General features: G+C 59.0%; 18 protein-coding genes. 10 read left to right on the top strand and 8 right to left on the bottom strand.

The window, feature by feature from the left end; all coding sequences use genetic code 11:
* Nucleotides 1–149 precede the first annotated feature (149 nt).
* From upp to PYR65_RS00065, 6 genes are all read right to left on the bottom strand, one after another.
* The gene (gene upp / locus PYR65_RS00090; RefSeq protein ID WP_276119429.1) at nt 150–779 is read right to left on the bottom strand and encodes a uracil phosphoribosyltransferase; all 630 of its coding nucleotides are present in this window, start codon (nt 777–779) and stop codon (nt 150–152) included.
* Nucleotides 780–910: 131 nt separating this feature from the next.
* Nucleotides 911–1879, bottom strand: coding sequence for an adenosine deaminase (locus PYR65_RS00085; RefSeq protein ID WP_276119428.1), 969 nt, complete (start codon nt 1877–1879; stop codon nt 911–913).
* A complete protein-coding gene (locus PYR65_RS00080; protein ID WP_276119427.1) occupies nt 1876–3096 on the bottom strand; it encodes a phosphopentomutase in 1221 nt (406 codons plus the stop codon). The genes PYR65_RS00085 and PYR65_RS00080 overlap by 4 nt, the downstream gene beginning before the upstream one ends.
* Nucleotides 3097–3272: 176 nt before the next feature.
* Nucleotides 3273–3881, bottom strand: a complete 609-nt coding sequence (locus tag PYR65_RS00075; RefSeq protein WP_328518494.1) for a TadE/TadG family type IV pilus assembly protein — start codon at nt 3879–3881, stop codon at nt 3273–3275.
* A gap of 10 nt (nt 3882–3891) precedes the next feature.
* A complete protein-coding gene (locus tag PYR65_RS00070; RefSeq protein WP_276119426.1) occupies nt 3892–4512 on the bottom strand; it encodes a TadE/TadG family type IV pilus assembly protein in 621 nt (206 codons plus the stop codon).
* A 182-nt stretch (nt 4513–4694) separates the two neighbouring features.
* Complete coding sequence (locus PYR65_RS00065; protein ID WP_276119425.1) at nt 4695–5120, bottom strand: pilus assembly protein N-terminal domain-containing protein; 426 nt, start codon at nt 5118–5120, stop codon at nt 4695–4697.
* A gap of 307 nt (nt 5121–5427) precedes the next feature.
* On the opposite strand from PYR65_RS00065, the gene PYR65_RS00060 reads away from it, so the two are divergent.
* The 9 genes from PYR65_RS00060 (at nt 5428) to PYR65_RS00020 (ending at nt 14389) form a co-directional block, all read left to right on the top strand.
* Complete coding sequence (locus tag PYR65_RS00060) at nt 5428–5604, top strand: Flp family type IVb pilin (RefSeq protein WP_276119424.1); 177 nt, start codon at nt 5428–5430, stop codon at nt 5602–5604.
* A 147-nt stretch (nt 5605–5751) separates the two neighbouring features.
* Nucleotides 5752–6264 carry an A24 family peptidase gene (locus PYR65_RS00055; protein ID WP_276121129.1) on the top strand — a complete coding sequence of 171 codons (513 nt, stop codon included), beginning with the start codon at nt 5752–5754 and terminating at the stop codon, nt 6262–6264.
* Between the two features lie 177 nt (nt 6265–6441).
* Entirely contained in the window at nt 6442–7251 is an 810-nt protein-coding gene (gene cpaB, locus PYR65_RS00050) for a Flp pilus assembly protein CpaB (protein ID WP_276119423.1), read from the top strand.
* Nucleotides 7252–7271: 20 nt separating this feature from the next.
* A complete protein-coding gene (locus PYR65_RS00045; RefSeq protein WP_276119422.1) occupies nt 7272–8792 on the top strand; it encodes a type II and III secretion system protein family protein in 1521 nt (506 codons plus the stop codon).
* A gap of 60 nt (nt 8793–8852) precedes the next feature.
* Nucleotides 8853–9557: a CpaD family pilus assembly protein gene (locus PYR65_RS00040; RefSeq protein WP_276121128.1), complete on the top strand. Its 705-nt coding sequence runs from the start codon at nt 8853–8855 to the stop codon at nt 9555–9557.
* A gap of 29 nt (nt 9558–9586) precedes the next feature.
* The gene (locus PYR65_RS00035) at nt 9587–10876 is read left to right on the top strand and encodes an AAA family ATPase (RefSeq protein ID WP_276119421.1); all 1290 of its coding nucleotides are present in this window, start codon (nt 9587–9589) and stop codon (nt 10874–10876) included.
* Between the two features lie 31 nt (nt 10877–10907).
* The gene (locus tag PYR65_RS00030) at nt 10908–12383 is read left to right on the top strand and encodes a CpaF family protein (protein WP_060638006.1); all 1476 of its coding nucleotides are present in this window, start codon (nt 10908–10910) and stop codon (nt 12381–12383) included.
* An 8-nt stretch (nt 12384–12391) separates the two neighbouring features.
* Entirely contained in the window at nt 12392–13402 is a 1011-nt protein-coding gene (locus PYR65_RS00025; protein ID WP_060638007.1) for a type II secretion system F family protein, read from the top strand.
* 12 nt (nt 13403–13414) lie between these two features.
* Complete coding sequence (locus PYR65_RS00020) at nt 13415–14389, top strand: type II secretion system F family protein (RefSeq protein ID WP_276119420.1); 975 nt, start codon at nt 13415–13417, stop codon at nt 14387–14389.
* A 188-nt stretch (nt 14390–14577) separates the two neighbouring features.
* On the opposite strand, the gene PYR65_RS00015 is transcribed toward PYR65_RS00020, so the two are convergent.
* Complete coding sequence (locus tag PYR65_RS00015; protein WP_276119419.1) at nt 14578–15399, bottom strand: tetratricopeptide repeat protein; 822 nt, start codon at nt 15397–15399, stop codon at nt 14578–14580.
* A 140-nt stretch (nt 15400–15539) separates the two neighbouring features.
* Between PYR65_RS00015 and PYR65_RS00010 the strand changes: the two genes are divergently transcribed.
* Nucleotides 15540–16931: a leucyl aminopeptidase family protein gene (locus tag PYR65_RS00010; protein ID WP_276119418.1), complete on the top strand. Its 1392-nt coding sequence runs from the start codon at nt 15540–15542 to the stop codon at nt 16929–16931.
* A gap of 79 nt (nt 16932–17010) precedes the next feature.
* Here the strand turns inward: PYR65_RS00010 and dnaA are convergent, their stop codons facing one another.
* Nucleotides 17011–18462 carry a chromosomal replication initiator protein DnaA gene (gene dnaA / locus PYR65_RS00005; RefSeq protein ID WP_060638168.1) on the bottom strand — a complete coding sequence of 484 codons (1452 nt, stop codon included), beginning with the start codon at nt 18460–18462 and terminating at the stop codon, nt 17011–17013.

The following is an 18462-nucleotide window of genomic DNA, read 5'->3' as shown; positions in this document are numbered from 1 at the left end:
ACCTCGCAAGAGCTAAGCATGACGCCTGCTAACAGGATGCAAAAAGCCGCCGGATTTTCCGGCGGCGATGTGCAGAGTTGGAAAACTGGTTAAAGAACCCGCAAGACATTCCCGGTCTGTGTGCCGCCGGGTGTGGCCGCTGTTTGCCGTTACTTCGTGCCGTACATCCGGTCGCCGGCATCGCCGAGACCCGGCACGATATAGCCCTGTTCGTTGAGGTGGCTGTCGATCGACGCGGTAAAGATCGGCACGTCCGGATGTGCCGCCTGGAAACTCTTGATGCCTTCGGGCGCTGCCAGCAGGCAGAGAAACCGCAGGTTCTTCGCGCCGCGCTCCTTCAGCTTGTCGATGGCGGCAATCGAGGAATTGCCGGTCGCCAGCATCGGATCGACGACGATGACCAGCCGCTCGGACATGGCTTCCGGTGCCTTGAAATAATATTCGACCGCTTCCAGCGTTTCATGATCGCGGTAGACGCCGACATGCGAGACGCGCGCGGAAGGCACCAGTTCCAGCATGCCCTCCAGAAGACCGTTTCCGGCGCGCAGGATCGAGGCGAACACCAGCTTCTTGCCCTCGAGCACCGGTGCCTGGATGGTCTCCATCGGCGTTTCAATGGTTTCCATTGTCAGTTCGAGATCGCGGGTGACCTCGTAGCAGAGCAGCGTGGAGATTTCGCGCAGCAAGCGGCGGAAGCCTGCTGTCGAGGTCTCCTTCTTGCGCATGATGGTCAGCTTGTGCTGAACAAGCGGGTGATTGATGACTGTAACGCCGTCCATGGCCAAGCCCTCCTGCGGAATTTGGATTTAAATTCTTTTTTCATGGAAAGGCGAGACGCCGCAAGGCCTGAGCGGCGCTTTCCGGCGTCATCCCCAGCCGAGCGGTTTCATGAGAGGCACGCAGCTTCGTCTCAGAGAGAGGCGAGAAGGCGTGCACGCGTCGGTTCATCGACGAAGGCAGCCTCGATCGCCGTGCGGGTCATGCCGTTGATCTCGTCATCGGAAAAGCCCATCACCTGCGAGGCGATCTCATATTCCTGTTTCAGCGACGTATGAAAGAACGGCGGATCGTCCGAATTCAGCGTCACCCGGCATCCGGCCGCATGAAGTGCGCGCAAGGGATGCGCGGCAAAGTCCGCAAAGACCTGCAGCGAAACGTTGGACCCGGGGCATGTTTCCAGCACGATACCCTCGCTCGCAATGCGCCTGACGAGATCCGCATCCTCGATCGCCCGCACGCCGTGGCTGATGCGCGCCGGGCGAACGTGATCGAGCGCATCGCGCACGCTGGAAGCGCCGGCCATCTCGCCAGCATGAATGGTGAGGCCAAGACCGCAATCGCGGGCGATATCGAAGGCGCGGGAAAAATCCGCAACCGTGTGCATGCGCTCGTCGCCGGCAAGGTTGAAACCGGTGACCAGCGGATGGTCGCGCCTGGCTGCGTAAAGCGCGGTACGCTCGGCAGCGTCTGGCCCCATATGCCGGATGATGGTGATGATCATCCGGCCTTCGATGCCGGTCTTTTCCCTGGCCGCCTCGATGCCTGCGGCCAGCCCGCGAATATACGCATCGCTGCCGATGCCGATCGTATTGCCGTGATCGGGGGACACGATGATCTCGCTGTAGATCGTGCCCGCCGCTGCAAGTTCGCTCAGATAGGTCTCGGCCAGAAGCGCATAATCTTCCTCCGTACGGAAAAGCTCGGCGACGGCATCATAACATTTCAGGAACTGGGTAAAGTCTGCCCAGACATAGGCTCCGTCCTTGATGATGCCGCTGATATCGACATTGTATTTTTGCGCCATGATCTGGGCGAGCGCCGGTTGGGCAGCGCCCTCGATATGGCAGTGCAGTTCGGCTTTTTTCAAATATGCGGTCACAGAAAACTTCTCCCATGAAGGCCTGGCGCAAGGCCCAGATGTTTGGCAACCGTCTCGCCGATCCCGGCAAAGCTCGGCAGGACGCCGATCGAGCGGGTGCGGATACCCGGCCCGAAGACCAGGATCGGCACGCGTTCGCGCGTATGGTCGGTGCCGCGCCAGGTTGGATCGCAACCATGGTCGGCCGTCAGGATAACGATGTCGCCGGGCTTCAGCTTGCGGTCGAGATCCGGAAGCCGCTGGTCGAAAGCCTCAAGCGCTGCGGCATAACCCGGCACATCGCGGCGATGACCGTAGAGCATGTCGAAATCGACGAAATTGGTGAAAACCAGATCACCGTCTTCAGCTTCGTCCATTGTTTTCAGCGTCGCCTCGAACAGTTCCATATTGCCATTCGCCTTGATCATCCGGCTGATACCCTGATGGGCGAAGATATCGGCGATCTTGCCGACGGCATGCACCGTACGGCCAGCCTCTTTCAACCGGTCGAGCAGCGTCGGTTCCGGCGGCAGAACCGAATAGTCGCGGCGATTGCCGGTGCGCACGAAGTCCTTGGGCGTGGTGCCAACGAAGGGCCGGGCGATGACGCGGCCGATATTGTAGTCGTCGAGCAGGCGCCGCACGGTCTGGCAAAATTCAAGCAGCCGCTCAAGCCCGAAGGACTGCTCGTGCGCGGCGATCTGGAACACGGAATCCGAGGACGTGTAACAGATCGGCTTGCCTGTGCGCATATGCTCCTGGCCGTATTGGGCAATGATATCGGTGCCCGAGGCATGGCAATTGCCCAGAATACCCGGCACGCCGCCCTCGCGGCAGATCGCTTCGACCAGATCCGCCGGGAAAGCGTCGCCTTGCGTCGGGAAATAGCCCCACTCGAAGGCAACGGGGGTTCCGGCGATCTCCCAATGGCCGGATGGCGTGTCCTTGCCGCGCGACACTTCGCTGGCCGCACCGTAGAGCCCGAACACCCGCTCCGGCAGCGGCATGCCGGCGGGGAGGCGTTTATTGGCGAGTTTGGCGGCATGCAAGAGCCCGAGCGCCGCCATATTGGGCAGCGTCAGCGGTCCTTCTCGCAGCCCTTGCCGGTCGCCGGCACCCGCTGCACAGAATTCGGCGATATGGCCAAGCGTATCGGCGCCATCATCACCGAATTCGGCCGCATCCGGCGCCCCGCCTATGCCGAAGGAATCAAGAACAAAGAGAAAGGCACGCGCCATAAACCACCCAGAAATGCTGCCGCAGCGGCAGTACGAATATGATTTTCATCTGACGCAGCTACATCGCAGGTGAAAGCGCGCAGAAATACGCCGGGGCGGTGCATATTGCAAATACGCAATATGCCGGATGGCCGTTCCCTCATCGATCCGCTCGATGAACCCGCAATGGGAAAGCCCTACCTGAAGACCGGACAATTGCTGCATTTCATCTCGGTGCCGAGGCGCTGACGCATGAAGGTGGTGCGGGAAATATCGACGCTGTTCAGCGTGCTTGAGGAGAGACCAGGTGCGAAGAGCAAGATTTTGTGCGGAACGACCAGTTCCGACCGGACAAGGAAAGTGTTGGTCGAGGGAATATCGCTGGGCAAATTGACGACGGTACCCGCTTTGTACGGCGCCTTGCCGGCCTGGTCATAGGACCATGCGACTTCGCCGCGCCCTGGGGCCGTCATTTTGATGCCGGTCATCTTCAGCGTGTATTGCTGATCCGTCATTTGGAAAGGCGACATGACGGCCTTGGCGACGTCCTTCATGCCGTCAAGCGTTGTCGTATCGACGGCCTGCATCTGTGTCAGCACGTCAGCCACAGTGCTGGAGGCACGCGAGACTTTCCGGGCGACGTTGAAGCCGACCGAGATTTCAAAACAACCGATATAGGCCATGATCAGCAGGGGAGCGATAATCGCGAATTCGATGGCCCCGGTTCCCTTCCGGTCACGCCAGAAGGCACTGAAAGCCTCCAGTTTCCAGGAGAGCAATGCCCTGTGATAGCGCATGGTCTTCATGGAATGCTCCTCAGTAGTTTTCGGCGCGGAAGGCGGATGTCGATACCATCAGGTAGTCTTTCGGCATGCTGGTGCCGGCGGGGCGCAAGTTGGTGATAAACGGGCGCACGAGGTCGGTAACGACTTCCCAGCGATAGTAAGCGCGCACCATTGTCACCGTCGTCGGACCGCCGGGTTTGAAATCGAAAGAGCTGGTATCAAGATTACCGCTTTTCCGCGGAACGGCATTCGGGATTTGCGCAAAGGTGGCAAAGCTCCGCACATCGATGAAAAGTTTCGATGGTGTCTTCGCCTCAGTCGCCGAGCAGGTCATGATGATGGAAATCTCGTTGCAGAAGGCTTTTCGGAACTGTTCCTTGCTGGTGTTGGTAGCGTTGATCTCGCCTGTCCTCACCTTGCGTGCCATCGTCTCCGTCGCATTGGCGAAAAGCTGCTCGGCGGTGAACGCGGTAAATGTTTCAAGCGAAGCAAAGATGACCAGCATGAAAGGCAAGGCGAGAAGGGCAAATTCGATTGCCGATGCGCCGGCTTTGTCCTTGCACAGGCGCCGCAACAATCCACGGCTGCGCCGGTCTCTGCTAGGACCGTGACTTTCAACGGCCACGGTATTTTCAATTTGGTCGTTCAACATTTCGCCATTCCGCAATGCGCCCCATGGTGAGGCATATTAGGAAGCGACTGTTGATATTTCGTATGTAGGAACGGCGATAATTTGAATGGAAACCATTACCCAATCATAAGGATTGGCTGCTTCGCTGGCTGCGGCATTGGCCGGTACTGATATGCCTGCAAGAATGCACGGAAAACGGCTGTTTAGTTTGCAACGGTTGTCTTTTGTGTCGCGTGCTCTTCGCAATTTGGCGTGCACGACAGCACCGAACGGACTGTCTGGCGAAACACCCGCACGGTGTTTCCTTCATCGATCGAGACCAGAATGCGCTCATCGACGATGGCGTTTCCATCCGTATCGAGAATGACAAGGTTCGTCGTTCCGAAGGAGCGGCCCGTCAGAACGATGGTCTTTGCATCCGCAACGGTGGCATCGGCAACGTCGGAATTGCCGACGATGACCTTGCTGACCGGCCGGTCGAGCTTGAGCACCCGCGCCTGGTTCATGAAAACGGTCAGCATCTCGTCTTCGGCGGCCGCCGGAAGCGCCGAAAATGAAGCGGTAAAAGCCAGAATTGCGAGGGCCGTTGTCAGCAATCGCGTGCCGATGGCTGTATTGTGCAATGTCATGGCTGTGTCCTGATGATGCGGATAGCACCAGCATCCTATGGTTTGGTGAATGAAGCGTTAAATCATTGCCTTTGGCTCGTTTTAAAGTGAGAAACACTCTCAAACAATGAAGAGAAAACAGAAGGATTGCATTTTATAGATCGAATTATCAGCCTTTTTACCATGAAAACGGGTGCCAACCGTTAATCTTCCGGTAACTCTTTTCCTTAAGCGAATTGCAATTCACCCTCTGTAGGTTGTGCTCATCCGATCAACGGAAACAGTTGGCGGCAGTGCTGAACAAACAAAGTGAAGTAGGAGAGATATGATGACCAAGATTTTTGCACGTTTCATGAAGGATGAGTCCGGCGCAACCGCGATCGAATACGGCCTGATCGCCGCCCTCATCTCTGTTGCGCTGATTGCTGGTGCCGGTGCACTCGGTTCCTCGTTGAACACGACGTTCACCAACCTGTCCGGCGAGCTTAATAACAACCAGCCGTAATAATGCTTGAAGCCGTTTGATTTTGAGAAAGCCGCTCCCAGTGGAAGCGGCTTTTTCACTGCGACTGCTTGAATGTACTTCCGCAGGGTGTTTCACCATTTTTTAAGTGCGGTTGCGTAGGTTGAAATCAGCAATTTGGAGAGCAGGATGACACAGGCTATTATCTTTGTAATCCTGCCGCTTTGCCTGGCCATCGCGGCCATCTCCGATCTGCTCACCATGACCATTCCGAACCGAATCCCCGCAATATTGTTGGGCGCGTTCATCTTGGTGGCACCTTTCACGGGCTTTGGCGTCACAATGATCGGACTGCATCTGGCGGCCGGTTTGATCGTTTTTGCCGTTTGTTTCACGCTGTTTGCGATGAACATCATGGGCGGCGGCGATGCCAAGCTCTTGACCGCTACCGCCGTGTGGTTCGGCCTCAACACGTCCCTGATAGAGTTTCTCATCTATGTCTCATTCCTGGGTGGTCTGCTGACCATTATGATCGTGATGTTGAGAAGCCGCGAAGACACGATCCTTGCCGCCGGAATTCCTGTTCCGCATCTGCTGTTCACGGCCAAAAAAATCCCCTACGGTATCGCAATCTGTGTGGGCGGCTTCCTCGCCTATCCATCCTCGCCGCTGATGTTGACGGCACTTTCCCAGCTGCGTTAATTTTTCTGCGCCATCTTGAGGCATCGTCGCCGGCCGTCAGCTACAAGCGGCGGGACCGGTGTCCATTTCTGGTGCAAATCATTTGTTAACCACGAATGTAAGCGTCTCGTTAACTATAATTACACCAATTGCTGATCAATCTGCAGCGGACATATTCTCGGGCTGCAGGGACAGATCATGAAACCGGTGCGCGTTATTATTCTGGCAGTGGCTGTCGCATCGGCGGGACTGGCCGGATTGCTGGCACTCAAGCTGACCAGCGGCAAAACCGTGATCAGCACGGCCGAGCCGGTGATCGAGCGCGAGCCGACCGTCAATGTTCTCGTGGCCAGCAAGGGTCTTCCCGTGGGGTCGAGGCTCAGCCCGGATTCCGTACACTGGCTTTCCTGGCCCAAGGACGGTGTTGTCGAGGGATTGATCACCGAGGAGCTTCGTCCCAACGCGGTGACCGATCTTCAGGGCGTTGTCGTCCGCCTGCCGATGTTCAACGGCGAACCGGTGCGCCAGGAAAAGATTGCGGATTCGTCCAGCCGGATCATGTCGTCGCTGTTGCCAGCCGGAAAACGCGCTGTTGCGACCGAAATTACCGTGGCGACCGGCGCTGGCGGGTTCATCTTGCCGAACGACCGGGTGGACGTGATCATGGTCCGCAAGAATGACGAAAACTTCCTGACCGAAACCGTTCTCAGCAATGTTCGCGTTCTCGCCATCGACCAGCAGGTCGAGGAGAAGGAAGACGGAACCAAGTCCGTGGTTGGAACGACCGCCACGCTGGAACTGACACCGGATCAATCCAAGGTCATGACGGTTGCCCAGCAGATGGCGGAGCGCCTGTCGCTGGTGCTGCGCAGCGTCGCGGATGCCCAGGAGCCGGACACGATCGCCGCCGATCATCTCTTGAGCGGCGACGGGCGGCCCTCGATCCAGGTGATCAAATCGGGCTCGATCGTCAAGGGCGATGGCAATTCATCCATGGGGCAGAAGTGATGCGGGGGCATGTGGGGAACGTGAAGCGGATCGGAAACAGATTTCGGAACTCTGTCACAGGTGGTTTGGTCTTTTGCATGGCCTTTTCCGGCCTGCCTGCCGGAACCTTCGTCGCCGAAGCGGCGTCGCAGTCGCTGGTGCGCATCGTCGATAGTGGACCCGGCGTGACGAAGACCATCAAGCTGGGTCTGAACAAGGCGGTGGTGATCGATCTGCCGCGGGATGCACATGATATTCTGGTCGCCGACCCAACGCTGGCAGACGCCGTAACACGAAGCTCGCGCCGCATCTATCTGTTCGGAAAGACGGTCGGCCAAACCAACATCTTCGTCTTTGGTCCGGGCGGCGAGGAAATCGTCAGTCTCAACCTGGAGATCGAACGCGATATTTCCGGCCTGGAAGCCAATCTCAGACGCTTCCTGCCGGATTCTGATATCAAGGTCGAAATCATCTCGGACAATATCGTGCTGACCGGCACGGTTCGCACACCGCTGGATTCCACCCGCGTTGAGGAACTTGCCCAGGCCTTCATCAAGGGCGGTGAGGCGACCACGCGCAATATCACCGCGCAGGGCAACAATGGCGACGCGGATATTTTTGCCGAGCGCCGCCAGGTGTCCCAAATCGTCAATCTTCTGAAGATCGACGGTGAAGACCAGGTCATGCTCAAGGTGACGGTGGCCGAGGTGTCGCGTCAGGTCCTCAAGCAACTGGGCTTCAGCGGGTCGATCAAGAGTTCGACCAGCGGCAACGGCATCACCTTCCGCAACCCGGCCAATCTTGGCAATGCGGTCAACGCATTCGCCTCCAAGATCGGTGGTTCGATCGGTTCCGGCTCCATGGGCTTCGCCAGTTATTTCAATGCAATGGAGCAGGCGGGTGTCATGCGCACGCTGGCCGAGCCGAGCTTGACTGCTATTTCCGGTAAGAAGGCGAGCTTTTCCGTCGGCGGCGAATATCGTCTGCCGTCCGAGCAGGAAATCGACGAAAAGGGCGTCTTGAGCCGGACTGTCGAAACCGTTGAATACGGGATCGGGCTGGATTTCACGCCGGTGGTTCTGGGGCCGGGCCGCATCAGCCTGGAAATCGCCACGGAAGTTTCGGAGCCCACGTTCCAGGGCTCGGTCGTCAACGGCAACGCGGTCGATGTTCCCGGCCAGACCTATATGTCGATCCGCCGCAGAAAGGCATCGACCAGCGTCGAGCTTCCCTCCGGGGGATCCATCGTGATCGGTGGTCTTGTCCAGGACGATATCCGCCAGGCCATGTCCGGTCTTCCCGGCGTATCGAAAATCCCGATTTTCGGCACTCTGTTCCGCTCCAAGGATTTCGTTCGCAACGAGACCGAACTGGTCATCATCGCAACGCCCTATCTGGTTCAGCCGGTGGCGCGCGGCGACCTGTCGCGTCCGGATGACAATTTCAATCCGACCGACGATCTGTCGGGCGCATTTCTCGGTGAAGTCAATCGTATCTACGGCACCCGTCAGGCAGCCCCTACCGGGCAGTATCACGGCAATGTCGGCTTCATTTACAAATAGGCGGGAACGGACATGACAGCGACGATCATCCAGAACCGCGATAGGAAAAGGCACTCGATCATGCGCCCACATATTTTTGCAGGCCCGGTGCGCCTCGCACGCCTGCTGACAATCGGCGCATTGCTGGTTGCAGGCACCAGCCTTGCCGGCTGCGCCAACCGGGACGGCATGTCCACGGGCGCTCTGCCCGACGACTACCGGACGCGCCACCCGATCGTGATCGCGGAATCAGAACACGCAATCGATGTGCCGGTGGCATCCAGCGACAGGCGCCTGACAAAGGGTGCGCGCGACGTCATTCGCGGCTTTGCGCAAAGCTATACCAATTCCGCAACCGGCACGGTTCAGATTCTTTTGCCGCGCGGCTCGGCCAACGCCCAGGCCGCATCGTCATTGCGCAAGGACATCCGCGGCGTTCTGGTCGGAGCCGGAATCCCGGCCAACCGCCTGGTCGAGGTCAGCTATCAGGCCGATGCCAATGGTGATGCAGCGCCGGTCCGGCTGAGCTATACGGCGATCACCGCCAAGACCGCCCCGTGCGGCAACTGGCCGAAGGATCTTGTCTCCAACACCATCGAGAACAAGAATTACCAAAACTTCGGCTGCGCCAGCCAGTCAAACCTTGCGGCACAGGTTTCCAATCCAATGGATCTGCTCGGTCCGCGCGCCATGTCGCCGATCGACGCCGTCCAGCGCGGTCAGGTGATCAAGGATTATCGCGGCATCGATGACGGCGGCGGCACGATCATCATTGGTGGCAATTGACCATTCGGGCGTTTTGACGGGATAGCACCATGAGCACGATTGACTATAAGATTGAGGCCGCATCGCGTGAACCGGATGGCGTCGCGGATGCCAGCCGCCCGAGCGAAGTCGATCATTTGCGGCCGCTGCCGCGGATTTCCGTGCATGCCTTCTGCGAAACGGAAGCGCTGCAGCGGGTCATGGAGCGGTGCGGTCAGGACCGCCGGATGAGCAAGGTGACTTTCAGGGTCAACAGCGGCTCGATCGCCGCTGCCGCCAACATGTTCTCCACGACACCGACGCCCAACCTGATCATCATCGAAACATCGACGGAACCGCGTTTGCTGATGCAGGAACTGGCGCCACTGGCTGCCGTCTGTGACCCCTCAACCAAGGTCATCATCATTGGCCTCTATAACGATATCCCGCTCTATCGCGACCTCATCCGCAACGGAATCTCCGAATATATCGTATCGCCGGTTGCTATGTCCGATGTGCTCAGCGCAATCGCGCAGATCTTCGTTGATCCCGATGCCGAACCATTGGGCCGCAGCATTGCCTTCATCGGCGCCAAGGGCGGCGTCGGTTCATCAACGCTTGCGCATAATTGCGCCTGGGGTATCTCCAACCTGTTTTCCACCGAAGTGGTGCTGGCCGATCTCGACCTGCCCTATGGCACCGCCAATATCAATTTTGATCAGGACCCGCCGCAGGGCATTTCCGAGGCGGTCTTTTCGCCCGAGCGGCTCGACGAAATGTTTCTCGACCGGCTTTTGACGAAATGTTCCGAGCGTCTGTCGTTGCTTGCAGCACCGTCGATGCTCGACCGGCCCTACGACTTCGATGCGACAGCCTTCCAGCCGTTGATGGAAATCCTGTTGCGCAATGCCCCGGTTTCTGTGCTCGATGTGCCACATCAATGGTCCGACTGGACCCGCACGGTTCTGGCGGAGGCGGATGAGGTCGTGATCACCGCGGTGCCGGATCTCGCCAATCTGCGCAACGCCAAGAACCTGTTTGATTCGCTGAAGAAGATCCGGCCGAACGACAAGGTCCCGCATCTGGTGCTCAACCAGGTCGGCTTGCCGAAACGGCCTGAAATATCGCCCAGCGATTTCTGCGATTCCCTCGAGATCGAGCCGGTGGCGATCATTCCATTCGATGGCGTGCTGTTTGGCAATGCCGCCAATAGCGGCCGGATGATCGCCGAGATCGACAAGAAAGCCCCAACCGCTGAAACCTTTTCGCAGCTTGCCCATCTATTGACCGGCCGGGCAACAGCCAAGAAAGCCAAAAAGGGCGGGCTTGGCAAGGTTCTCGGGATGCTCGGACGCAAGTAACTGACAGTCAAACGGAAACCGGATTGAGCGCATGTTTGGTAAACGAGGAAATGACGGCTTCGGGAAGGGTGGGTCCATCAGTCCCGTTTTGCAACCGGCGATATCCGGCGCCGGCGTAGCCGTTGCCGAGCGCACCAGTGCGCCGGTGCTCGCCGAACCCGTGCGCGAAACGATGACGGTTTCCAGGACGCAGCCATCTCCGCCGCCGGTGCGCAAGAAAGCTGCCCGCACCGAGGATTATTACGATACCAAATCGCAGGTCTTCTCGGCACTGATCGATACGATCGACCTGTCACAGCTCGCCAAGCTCGACAATGAGAGCGCGCGCGAGGAAATTCGCGATATCGTCAACGACATCATCACGATCAAGAATTTCGCGATGTCGATCTCCGAGCAGGAAGAGCTGCTTGAGGATATCTGCAACGACGTTCTGGGCTATGGCCCGCTGGAACCGCTTCTGGCACGCGACGATATCGCCGATATCATGGTCAATGGTGCCGGTCAGACCTTTATCGAAGTGAACGGCAAGACCATCGAATCCGAAGTGCGGTTCCGCGACAATGCGCAGCTTCTGTCGATCTGCCAGCGTATCGTCTCCCAGGTCGGCCGCCGTGTGGACGAATCCTCGCCGATCTGCGATGCCCGTCTTCCCGATGGTTCCCGTGTCAACGTCATCGCCCCGCCGCTTGCCATTGACGGCACAGCGCTTACTATTCGTAAGTTCAAGAAGGACAAGCTGAAGCTTGACCAGCTGGTCAAGTTCGGCGCCATCACGCCGGAAGGTGCTGTCCTTCTGCAGATCATCGGCCGCGTCCGCTGCAACATCGTCATCTCCGGCGGTACCGGCTCCGGCAAGACGACCCTGTTGAATTGCCTGACCGGCTATATCGATCTGGAAGAACGGGTCATCACCTGTGAGGATACGGCCGAACTGCAGCTGCAGCAGCCGCATGTGGTGCGCCTGGAAACCCGCCCGCCAAATATCGAAGGCGAGGGCGAGATCACCATGCGCGATCTCATCAAGAACTGCCTGCGTATGCGGCCTGAACGCATCATCGTCGGCGAAGTCCGCGGACCGGAAGTCTTCGACCTGCTGCAGGCGATGAACACCGGCCATGACGGGTCCATGGGCACCATCCATGCCAATACGCCGCGCGAATGCCTGAGCCGTATGGAATCGATGATCGCCATGGGCGGTTTCACGCTTCCGGCCAAGACAGTGCGCGAAATTATCGCCGGCTCCATCGATGTAATTATTCAGGCGGCCCGCCTGCGCGATGGCTCGCGCCGCATTACGCATATTACCGAGGTGATCGGCATGGAAGGCGACGTGATCATCACGCAGGACCTGATGCGCTACGAGATGGAAGGTGAAGACGCCAACGGCAAGATCATCGGCCGGCACAAGTCAACGGGGATCGGCCGCCCGCATTTCTGGGATCGCGCCCGCTATTTCAACGAGGACAAACGGCTGGCCGCGACGCTGGATGCGATGGAAAAGGACTGAGGACCATCATGTTCGGAATAGATATCACCATTCTGGCGATCGTTGGTCTTGTCGCGCTTTCGACGGCGGGCCTTGCCTATGGCATTCTGTTCACGCGCATCGAAACTGAAAAGAAAGCGGAAAGCCGCGTCCGCAAGGTCAAATCCGCCGAAACCGACAGGGTGCAGGTTAAGGCCGCCCGCGACCGCGTCAATGAAATGTCCAAGCGCCGCAAATCCGTGCAGGATTCGCTGAAGGATCTCGAGAAGAAACAACAGGAAAAATCGGCCAAGGCGAAACCGAGCATGAAAATCCGCCTGATCCAGGCCGGCTTCAAGATCTCGATGTCGCAGTTTTATATTGCCAGTGTGGTTTTCGGCGCAGTGGCCAGCTTCCTCGCCCTGATCGCCGGGATGGGTTTGCCTGTTATTGCCGGGATCTTTCTGATCGGCAGTGCCGGATTTCCGCGCTGGTTCATCAATTTCATGATCAAGCGGCGCGCTGCAGCGTTTCTAAGCGAATTTCCCAATGCGCTCGACATCATGGTCCGCTCGATCAAGTCGGGCCTGCCGCTCAACGATGCGATCCGGCTGATTGCCGGGGATGGCATGGAGCCGGTCAAAACGGAGTTCAAGCGCATTATCGAAGCACAGCAGGTTGGCCTGAATATTCCGGAAGCCTGCGCGCGCATGATCAACACCATGCCGCTGCCGGAGGTCAATTTCTTCGCCATCGTCATCGCCATCCAGGCGCAGGCCGGCGGCAATCTTTCGGAAGCCCTTGGCAATCTTTCCAAGGTGCTGCGTGAACGCAAGAAGATGAAGGCCAAGGTTCAGGCGCTCTCCATGGAAGCCAAGGCTTCGGCCTGCATTATCGGGGCGCTGCCGTTCATTGTCGCGTTCCTGGTCTACATGACCTCGCCGGATTACATGATGATCCTGTTCACGGATCCGCGTGGCCATCTGATCATGGGTTGTTCGTTGGTCTGGATGTCGATCGGCATCTGGGTCATGCGCAACATGATCACTTTCGACATTTAAAAAGGGTCCGGCATGATCAATACCCTGACAGATCCGAATATCATCGTCGCCTTCCTCGTGGCAGTGGCGGTCCTGGCGACATTCTATTCGCTCGCCGCGCCCTTTCTGGAGCGGGGCAACCTGGAAAAACGGATGAAATCCGTGGCGACGGAGCGGGAAATGATCCGGGCGCGCGAGCGCGTGCGTCTCAACGCCGAGGTCAGCGGCGGCAAGGGGTCGCTGCGAGCGCAGAACAACACGTCGGTCCGCCAGCTCGTCGACAAGCTGAACCTGCGCAAGGCGCTGGTCGATGAGAATACCGTCAATCGGCTGAAGTCGGCCGGATACCGGTCGCAAAACGCATTGAACATGTTTCTCGCGGCCCGCTTTTCGCTTCCCTTCCTGTTTCTGGCCGTTGGCGCATTCTATATTTTTGGTCTGGGCTATCTCGGTGACAAACCGTTCTTCGTCCGGATTCTGGCGGTCATCTGCAGCGCCTATCTCGGTTTTTACGCGCCCAACATCTTCATTTCCAATGCCGTCACCAAGCGCCAGCATTCTATTCGCAGGGCGTGGCCGAACGCATTGGATTTGCTGCTGATCTGCGTGGAATCGGGTGTTTCGATGGAACTCGGCATGCGCCGCGTCGCCGATGAAATTGCCGAACAGTCGGCGCCGCTTGCGGAAGAGCTGGTGCTCACCACGGCGGAACTGTCGTTTCTGCCCGACCGGCGCGTCGCATTGGAAAATCTCGGCACCCGCACCGGGCTCGACGATGTCAAATCGGTCATGCAGGCGCTGATCCAGGCCGACCGCTACGGCACGCCGGTCGCGCAGGCGCTCAGGGTGCTTGCCCAGGAAAGCCGCGACCAGCGCATGAACGAGGCGGAGAAAAAGGCTGCCGCCCTGCCGCCCAAGCTCACTGTGCCGATGATCCTGTTCTTCCTGCCGGTGCTGATCGCCGTCATCCTCGGCCCGGCCGGTATCCAGGTCTCCGACAAGTTCTGATCCGGTTATCCTTGAAAAACACGGCAACGAGAGGCGTCACGCGCAGCGTCCGTGCTGTTTGTTTCAGCTGAGTGGGAAGGGTGCGCACAGTTACGCCATCACGCTCGCCAGCGATTTGAGACCAGAGGCTGCGTCATGCCACAGCGGTGACGCGCACAGGTTTTCTGCGTTTTGGCAGCCGGCAGGGCTCAGTTCGTGCCCTTGTCGTCCTTGGCAAGTTTCTGCCAGGCGTTCTGCTGCGACATGATCGAGCGCAGATATTTGACATTGGCCTCGGCCTGATCCTGGGAAAGCTCCTGGCGGGCGATCTGTTCGGCCTCCGGGAAACGTCCCTGCAGGCCGATGGCAAGCGCCAGGTTCTGGCGCACGCTGCTGTCGGCGCCGGGCTGACCGACGGCCGAGCGAAGATAGGTTTCCGCCGTCTTCAAATCCTTGTTCAAAAGATAGGACATGCCGAGATTGGACAGCACCGTCGGTTCGTTCGGTTGAATATCGAGCGCCTCGCGGTAGCGCTGCCGGGCTTCGCCGGCGCGGCCGAGCTGATCGAGGATCGCGCCCTCCGCCGATTTCAGTTTCCAGTCTGGGCGGTCGGGGGTCTGGGCGCGGGTAATCGTGTTGAGAGCCTGCTCCAGCTGACCAGCCGCCGCCTGTGATTTCCCATAGGCCGCAAGAACTTCGCGGTCGGTCGGGAAACTGATTGCGACCTGCTGCATGACGGCGAGCGCCTGTTCGTTGCGGCCGGTCATGCGCAGCATATTGGCATAGTTCAGACCTGCGGCGCGATCCTTCGGATTGCGCTCATAGGCCTTGCCGATGCTTTCGGCGGCTGCCGAGAGTTCGTTCGCATTCATCGCCTGTACGGGCTTGGAAAAACTGGCGGAGGGAATGGAGCCTGTCGTCAGCTCCTTCTTCTGCGTGCCGCAGCTGGACAGCGTCACCGCAAGGATCGCGATGGCGGTCCCCTGCAGGAACCGGTTGCTGGAAAAAGACCGTTGTCCGTGTGACTTCATCGCCAATGCCCCTCAGCATTTTCCCAAGCACCGGACAAAATCCACAACAAATCGGCGCAATCTCCACTCCAGCAATAATCTGTTAACCCTAACAGAGCGTTAATCACCTGATTCTGCACCAGTCCCTGCGAAGGTTTTCCATGGCCCCCTATCAATTCATCGACCGTCCGTCGCCCTTCAATACCAGCGGCGGCAAGACCCTGCCGATCTTTGCGGTCACCCCGGCCCATGTCGATATCGGTGCCATCGATCCGATCGCACTCGACTGGGCCCGCAAGGCAGGCTTCAAGGCGGAGGCGGGCGCCGTCCTCTTGATCCCCTCTGCAGATGGTCATCTCGGCGGCGCGCTGTTCGGGCTTGGCGCCAATCCCTCGGAATCACCGTTCCTGACGGGTAAGCTGGCGCGCACATTGCCGGCCGGCAAATGGCATATCGAGACCGCACCGCTGACGGCGAACCGGCTGGCGCTGGGGTATGGCCTCGGCTCCTACAGCTTTGGCCGCTACAAGACTTCGGGTAAGGAAGCGCCGACATTGATGATCCCGGCCGATGCCGATGCCGCCGATATCAAGCGGCAGCTGGCAGGCGTCTTTCTCGCCCGTGACCTGATCAACATGCCGACCAACGACATGGGGCCAAATGCGCTGGAGGAAGCCTTCCGCGCCTTGGGCGATCACTACAAGGCCAAGGTGTCCACTGTTTCCGGCGATGATCTGCTCAAGCAGAATTTCCCGCTGATCCATACAGTCGGCCGCGCCAGCGCCGAGGCGCCGCGCCTGCTCGAACTGCGCTGGGGCAAGAAAGGTCACCGCAAGGTTACGCTCGTCGGCAAGGGCGTCTGCTTCGATACCGGCGGTCTCGACATCAAGCCTGCTGCGTCCATGCTGTTGATGAAGAAGGACATGGGCGGCGCTGCCAATGTCATGGGGCTGGCCCTGATGATCATGGACGCCAAACTGAAAGTGGATTTGCGCGTGCTGGTGCCGGCGGTCGAAAACTCGATCTCGGCCAATGCCTTTCGCCCAGGCGATATCTACCGCAGCCGCAAGGGCCTGACGGTTCAGATCGACAACACCGATGCCGAGGGCAGGCTGATCCTTGCGGATGCCCTGGCTTACGCGGATGAGGAAGAGACGGACCTGTTGATCGATATGGCGACGCTGACGGGGGCTGCCCGCGTCGCGCTCGGCCCCGACCTGCCGCCATTCTATACCGACGACGAGGATCTAGCGCATGATCTGACGGAATCGAGCCTGACGGTCGATGATCCGATGTGGCGTATGCCGCTCTACAAGGGGTATGAGAAGGATATCGCAGCACGGATCGCCGACCTCACCAATGCCCCCTCGGGCGGTATGGCCGGGTCGATCACGGCGGCTCTGTTCCTGAAGCGCTTTGTCACCAACGCCAAGAGCTGGGCGCATTTCGACATTTTCGGCTGGGCGCCGACGGAGCGGCCGCATTCGCCGCTGGGTGGCGAAGCGCAGGCCATCCGGGCGCTCTATCATCTGATTGCAAACGGCAAGAAATAGGCCGGGCGCTCCTGAAGTGGACATGCCCCCGTTCGTTCGAACAGGGGCATGTTTCAACATCATCGAAAGACAGTGGAGCCTACTCGTTGATCAGCCGCTTCAACAGCTCGATTTCATGCGACAGCTTGGTGTCGCCGGTGATCAGGTCCTCGATCTTGCGCACCGCGTGCAAGACCGTGGTGTGATCGCGCCCGCCAAAACGGCGGCCGATTTCCGGGAAGGAGCGCGGGGTCAGGGTCTTTGCCAGATACATGGCGATCTGGCGCGGCTTGACGATGACGCGGGTGCGGCGGTTCGACACCAGTTCCTGGCGTGACACGTTGTAGTGCTTGGCAACCACGCGCTGGATGTCTTCGATACGCACCCGGCGCGGCTCGCCGGCATTGACCAGATGGCCGAGCAGCTCATCGACGCGTTCGATCGACAATGTCGGCTCAAACGACAGACGGAAGAGCAGCTGGTTGAAGGCGCCTTCAAGCTCGCGGCCGCTGGCCGTGATGTTGCGGGCGACATGGCTGAGGATATTGGCGGGAATGTCGAGCGAGGCATCGTCGAGACGCGCAACTTCGAGGCGGCGCTTGAGGATTTCAAGACGCATCTCGTAATCGGGGCCTTCCATCTCGATGGCGACGCCACCCTGCAGCCGCGAGCGGACACGGGGATCGAGCGATTCCAGTTCCCAGGGCGCGCGGTCGGCAGCCACGACGACCTGCTTGGCGCTATCGAGCAACATGTTGAGCAGATGGCAGAATTCGTGCTGGATCGATTTCCCCTGCAGGAACTGCATGTCGTCGATCACCAGAAGATCGATATTGCGCAGGGTTTCCTTCAAGGACAGCGCGTCATTGTCACGGATGGCGGTTGCGAAACGCCACATGAAATATTCCGCCGTCAAATAGACGACGCGCGGTGCGCGTGCACTCTGGATTGCGGCGGTGGCAATCGCCTGCAAAAGATGGGTCTTGCCGAGACCAACCGTCGAATGAATGAACAGCGGGTTGAAGCGCACCGCGCCGGCACCGGCTTCAGCAATCGTCTTGGCTGCGGCAAGGGCGACGCGGTTGGAAGAGCCCTCGACAAAGCTTTCGAATGTATAGCGTGAATCCAGCGGCGAACCGAACAAAGGCCCTGCGACCGGCTGCGACTTCTGCAGATTGCCGACCGTCACGGCCGCATGCTGGCCGAGCGTCTGGGGCGCTGAGCGGCGTGAAGACGCCGGTGCAGCCGCATCGCTCTGGCTTGCCTGGGGGGTATCTTCATGAAGGCCGGGCCGGGTGCTGCGCGTTGCGCTGCGCACCACGATCTCCACCTTCAGGATCTCAGCGTCTTCCTGCTGAAAGATGCTGGTGATCAGGTCGAGATAACGGTTGTTGATCCACGACTTCAGGAAGGTCGTGGGCACTGACAGCCTGACGACACTCTTGGAGACGGATTGCAGCTTCAGCCGGCCAAACCAGCTGGCAAACACATCAGGACCGACCTGAACCTTCAAACGCGCACTGACCCGCTCGAAAAGGGCGCTCTGTATCAT

The sequence above is a fragment of the Pararhizobium qamdonense genome, from assembly GCF_029277445.1.
GTDB classification, from domain to species: domain Bacteria; phylum Pseudomonadota; class Alphaproteobacteria; order Rhizobiales; family Rhizobiaceae; genus Pararhizobium; species Pararhizobium qamdonense.
This window is presented reverse-complemented; position numbering and strand designations above follow the sequence as displayed.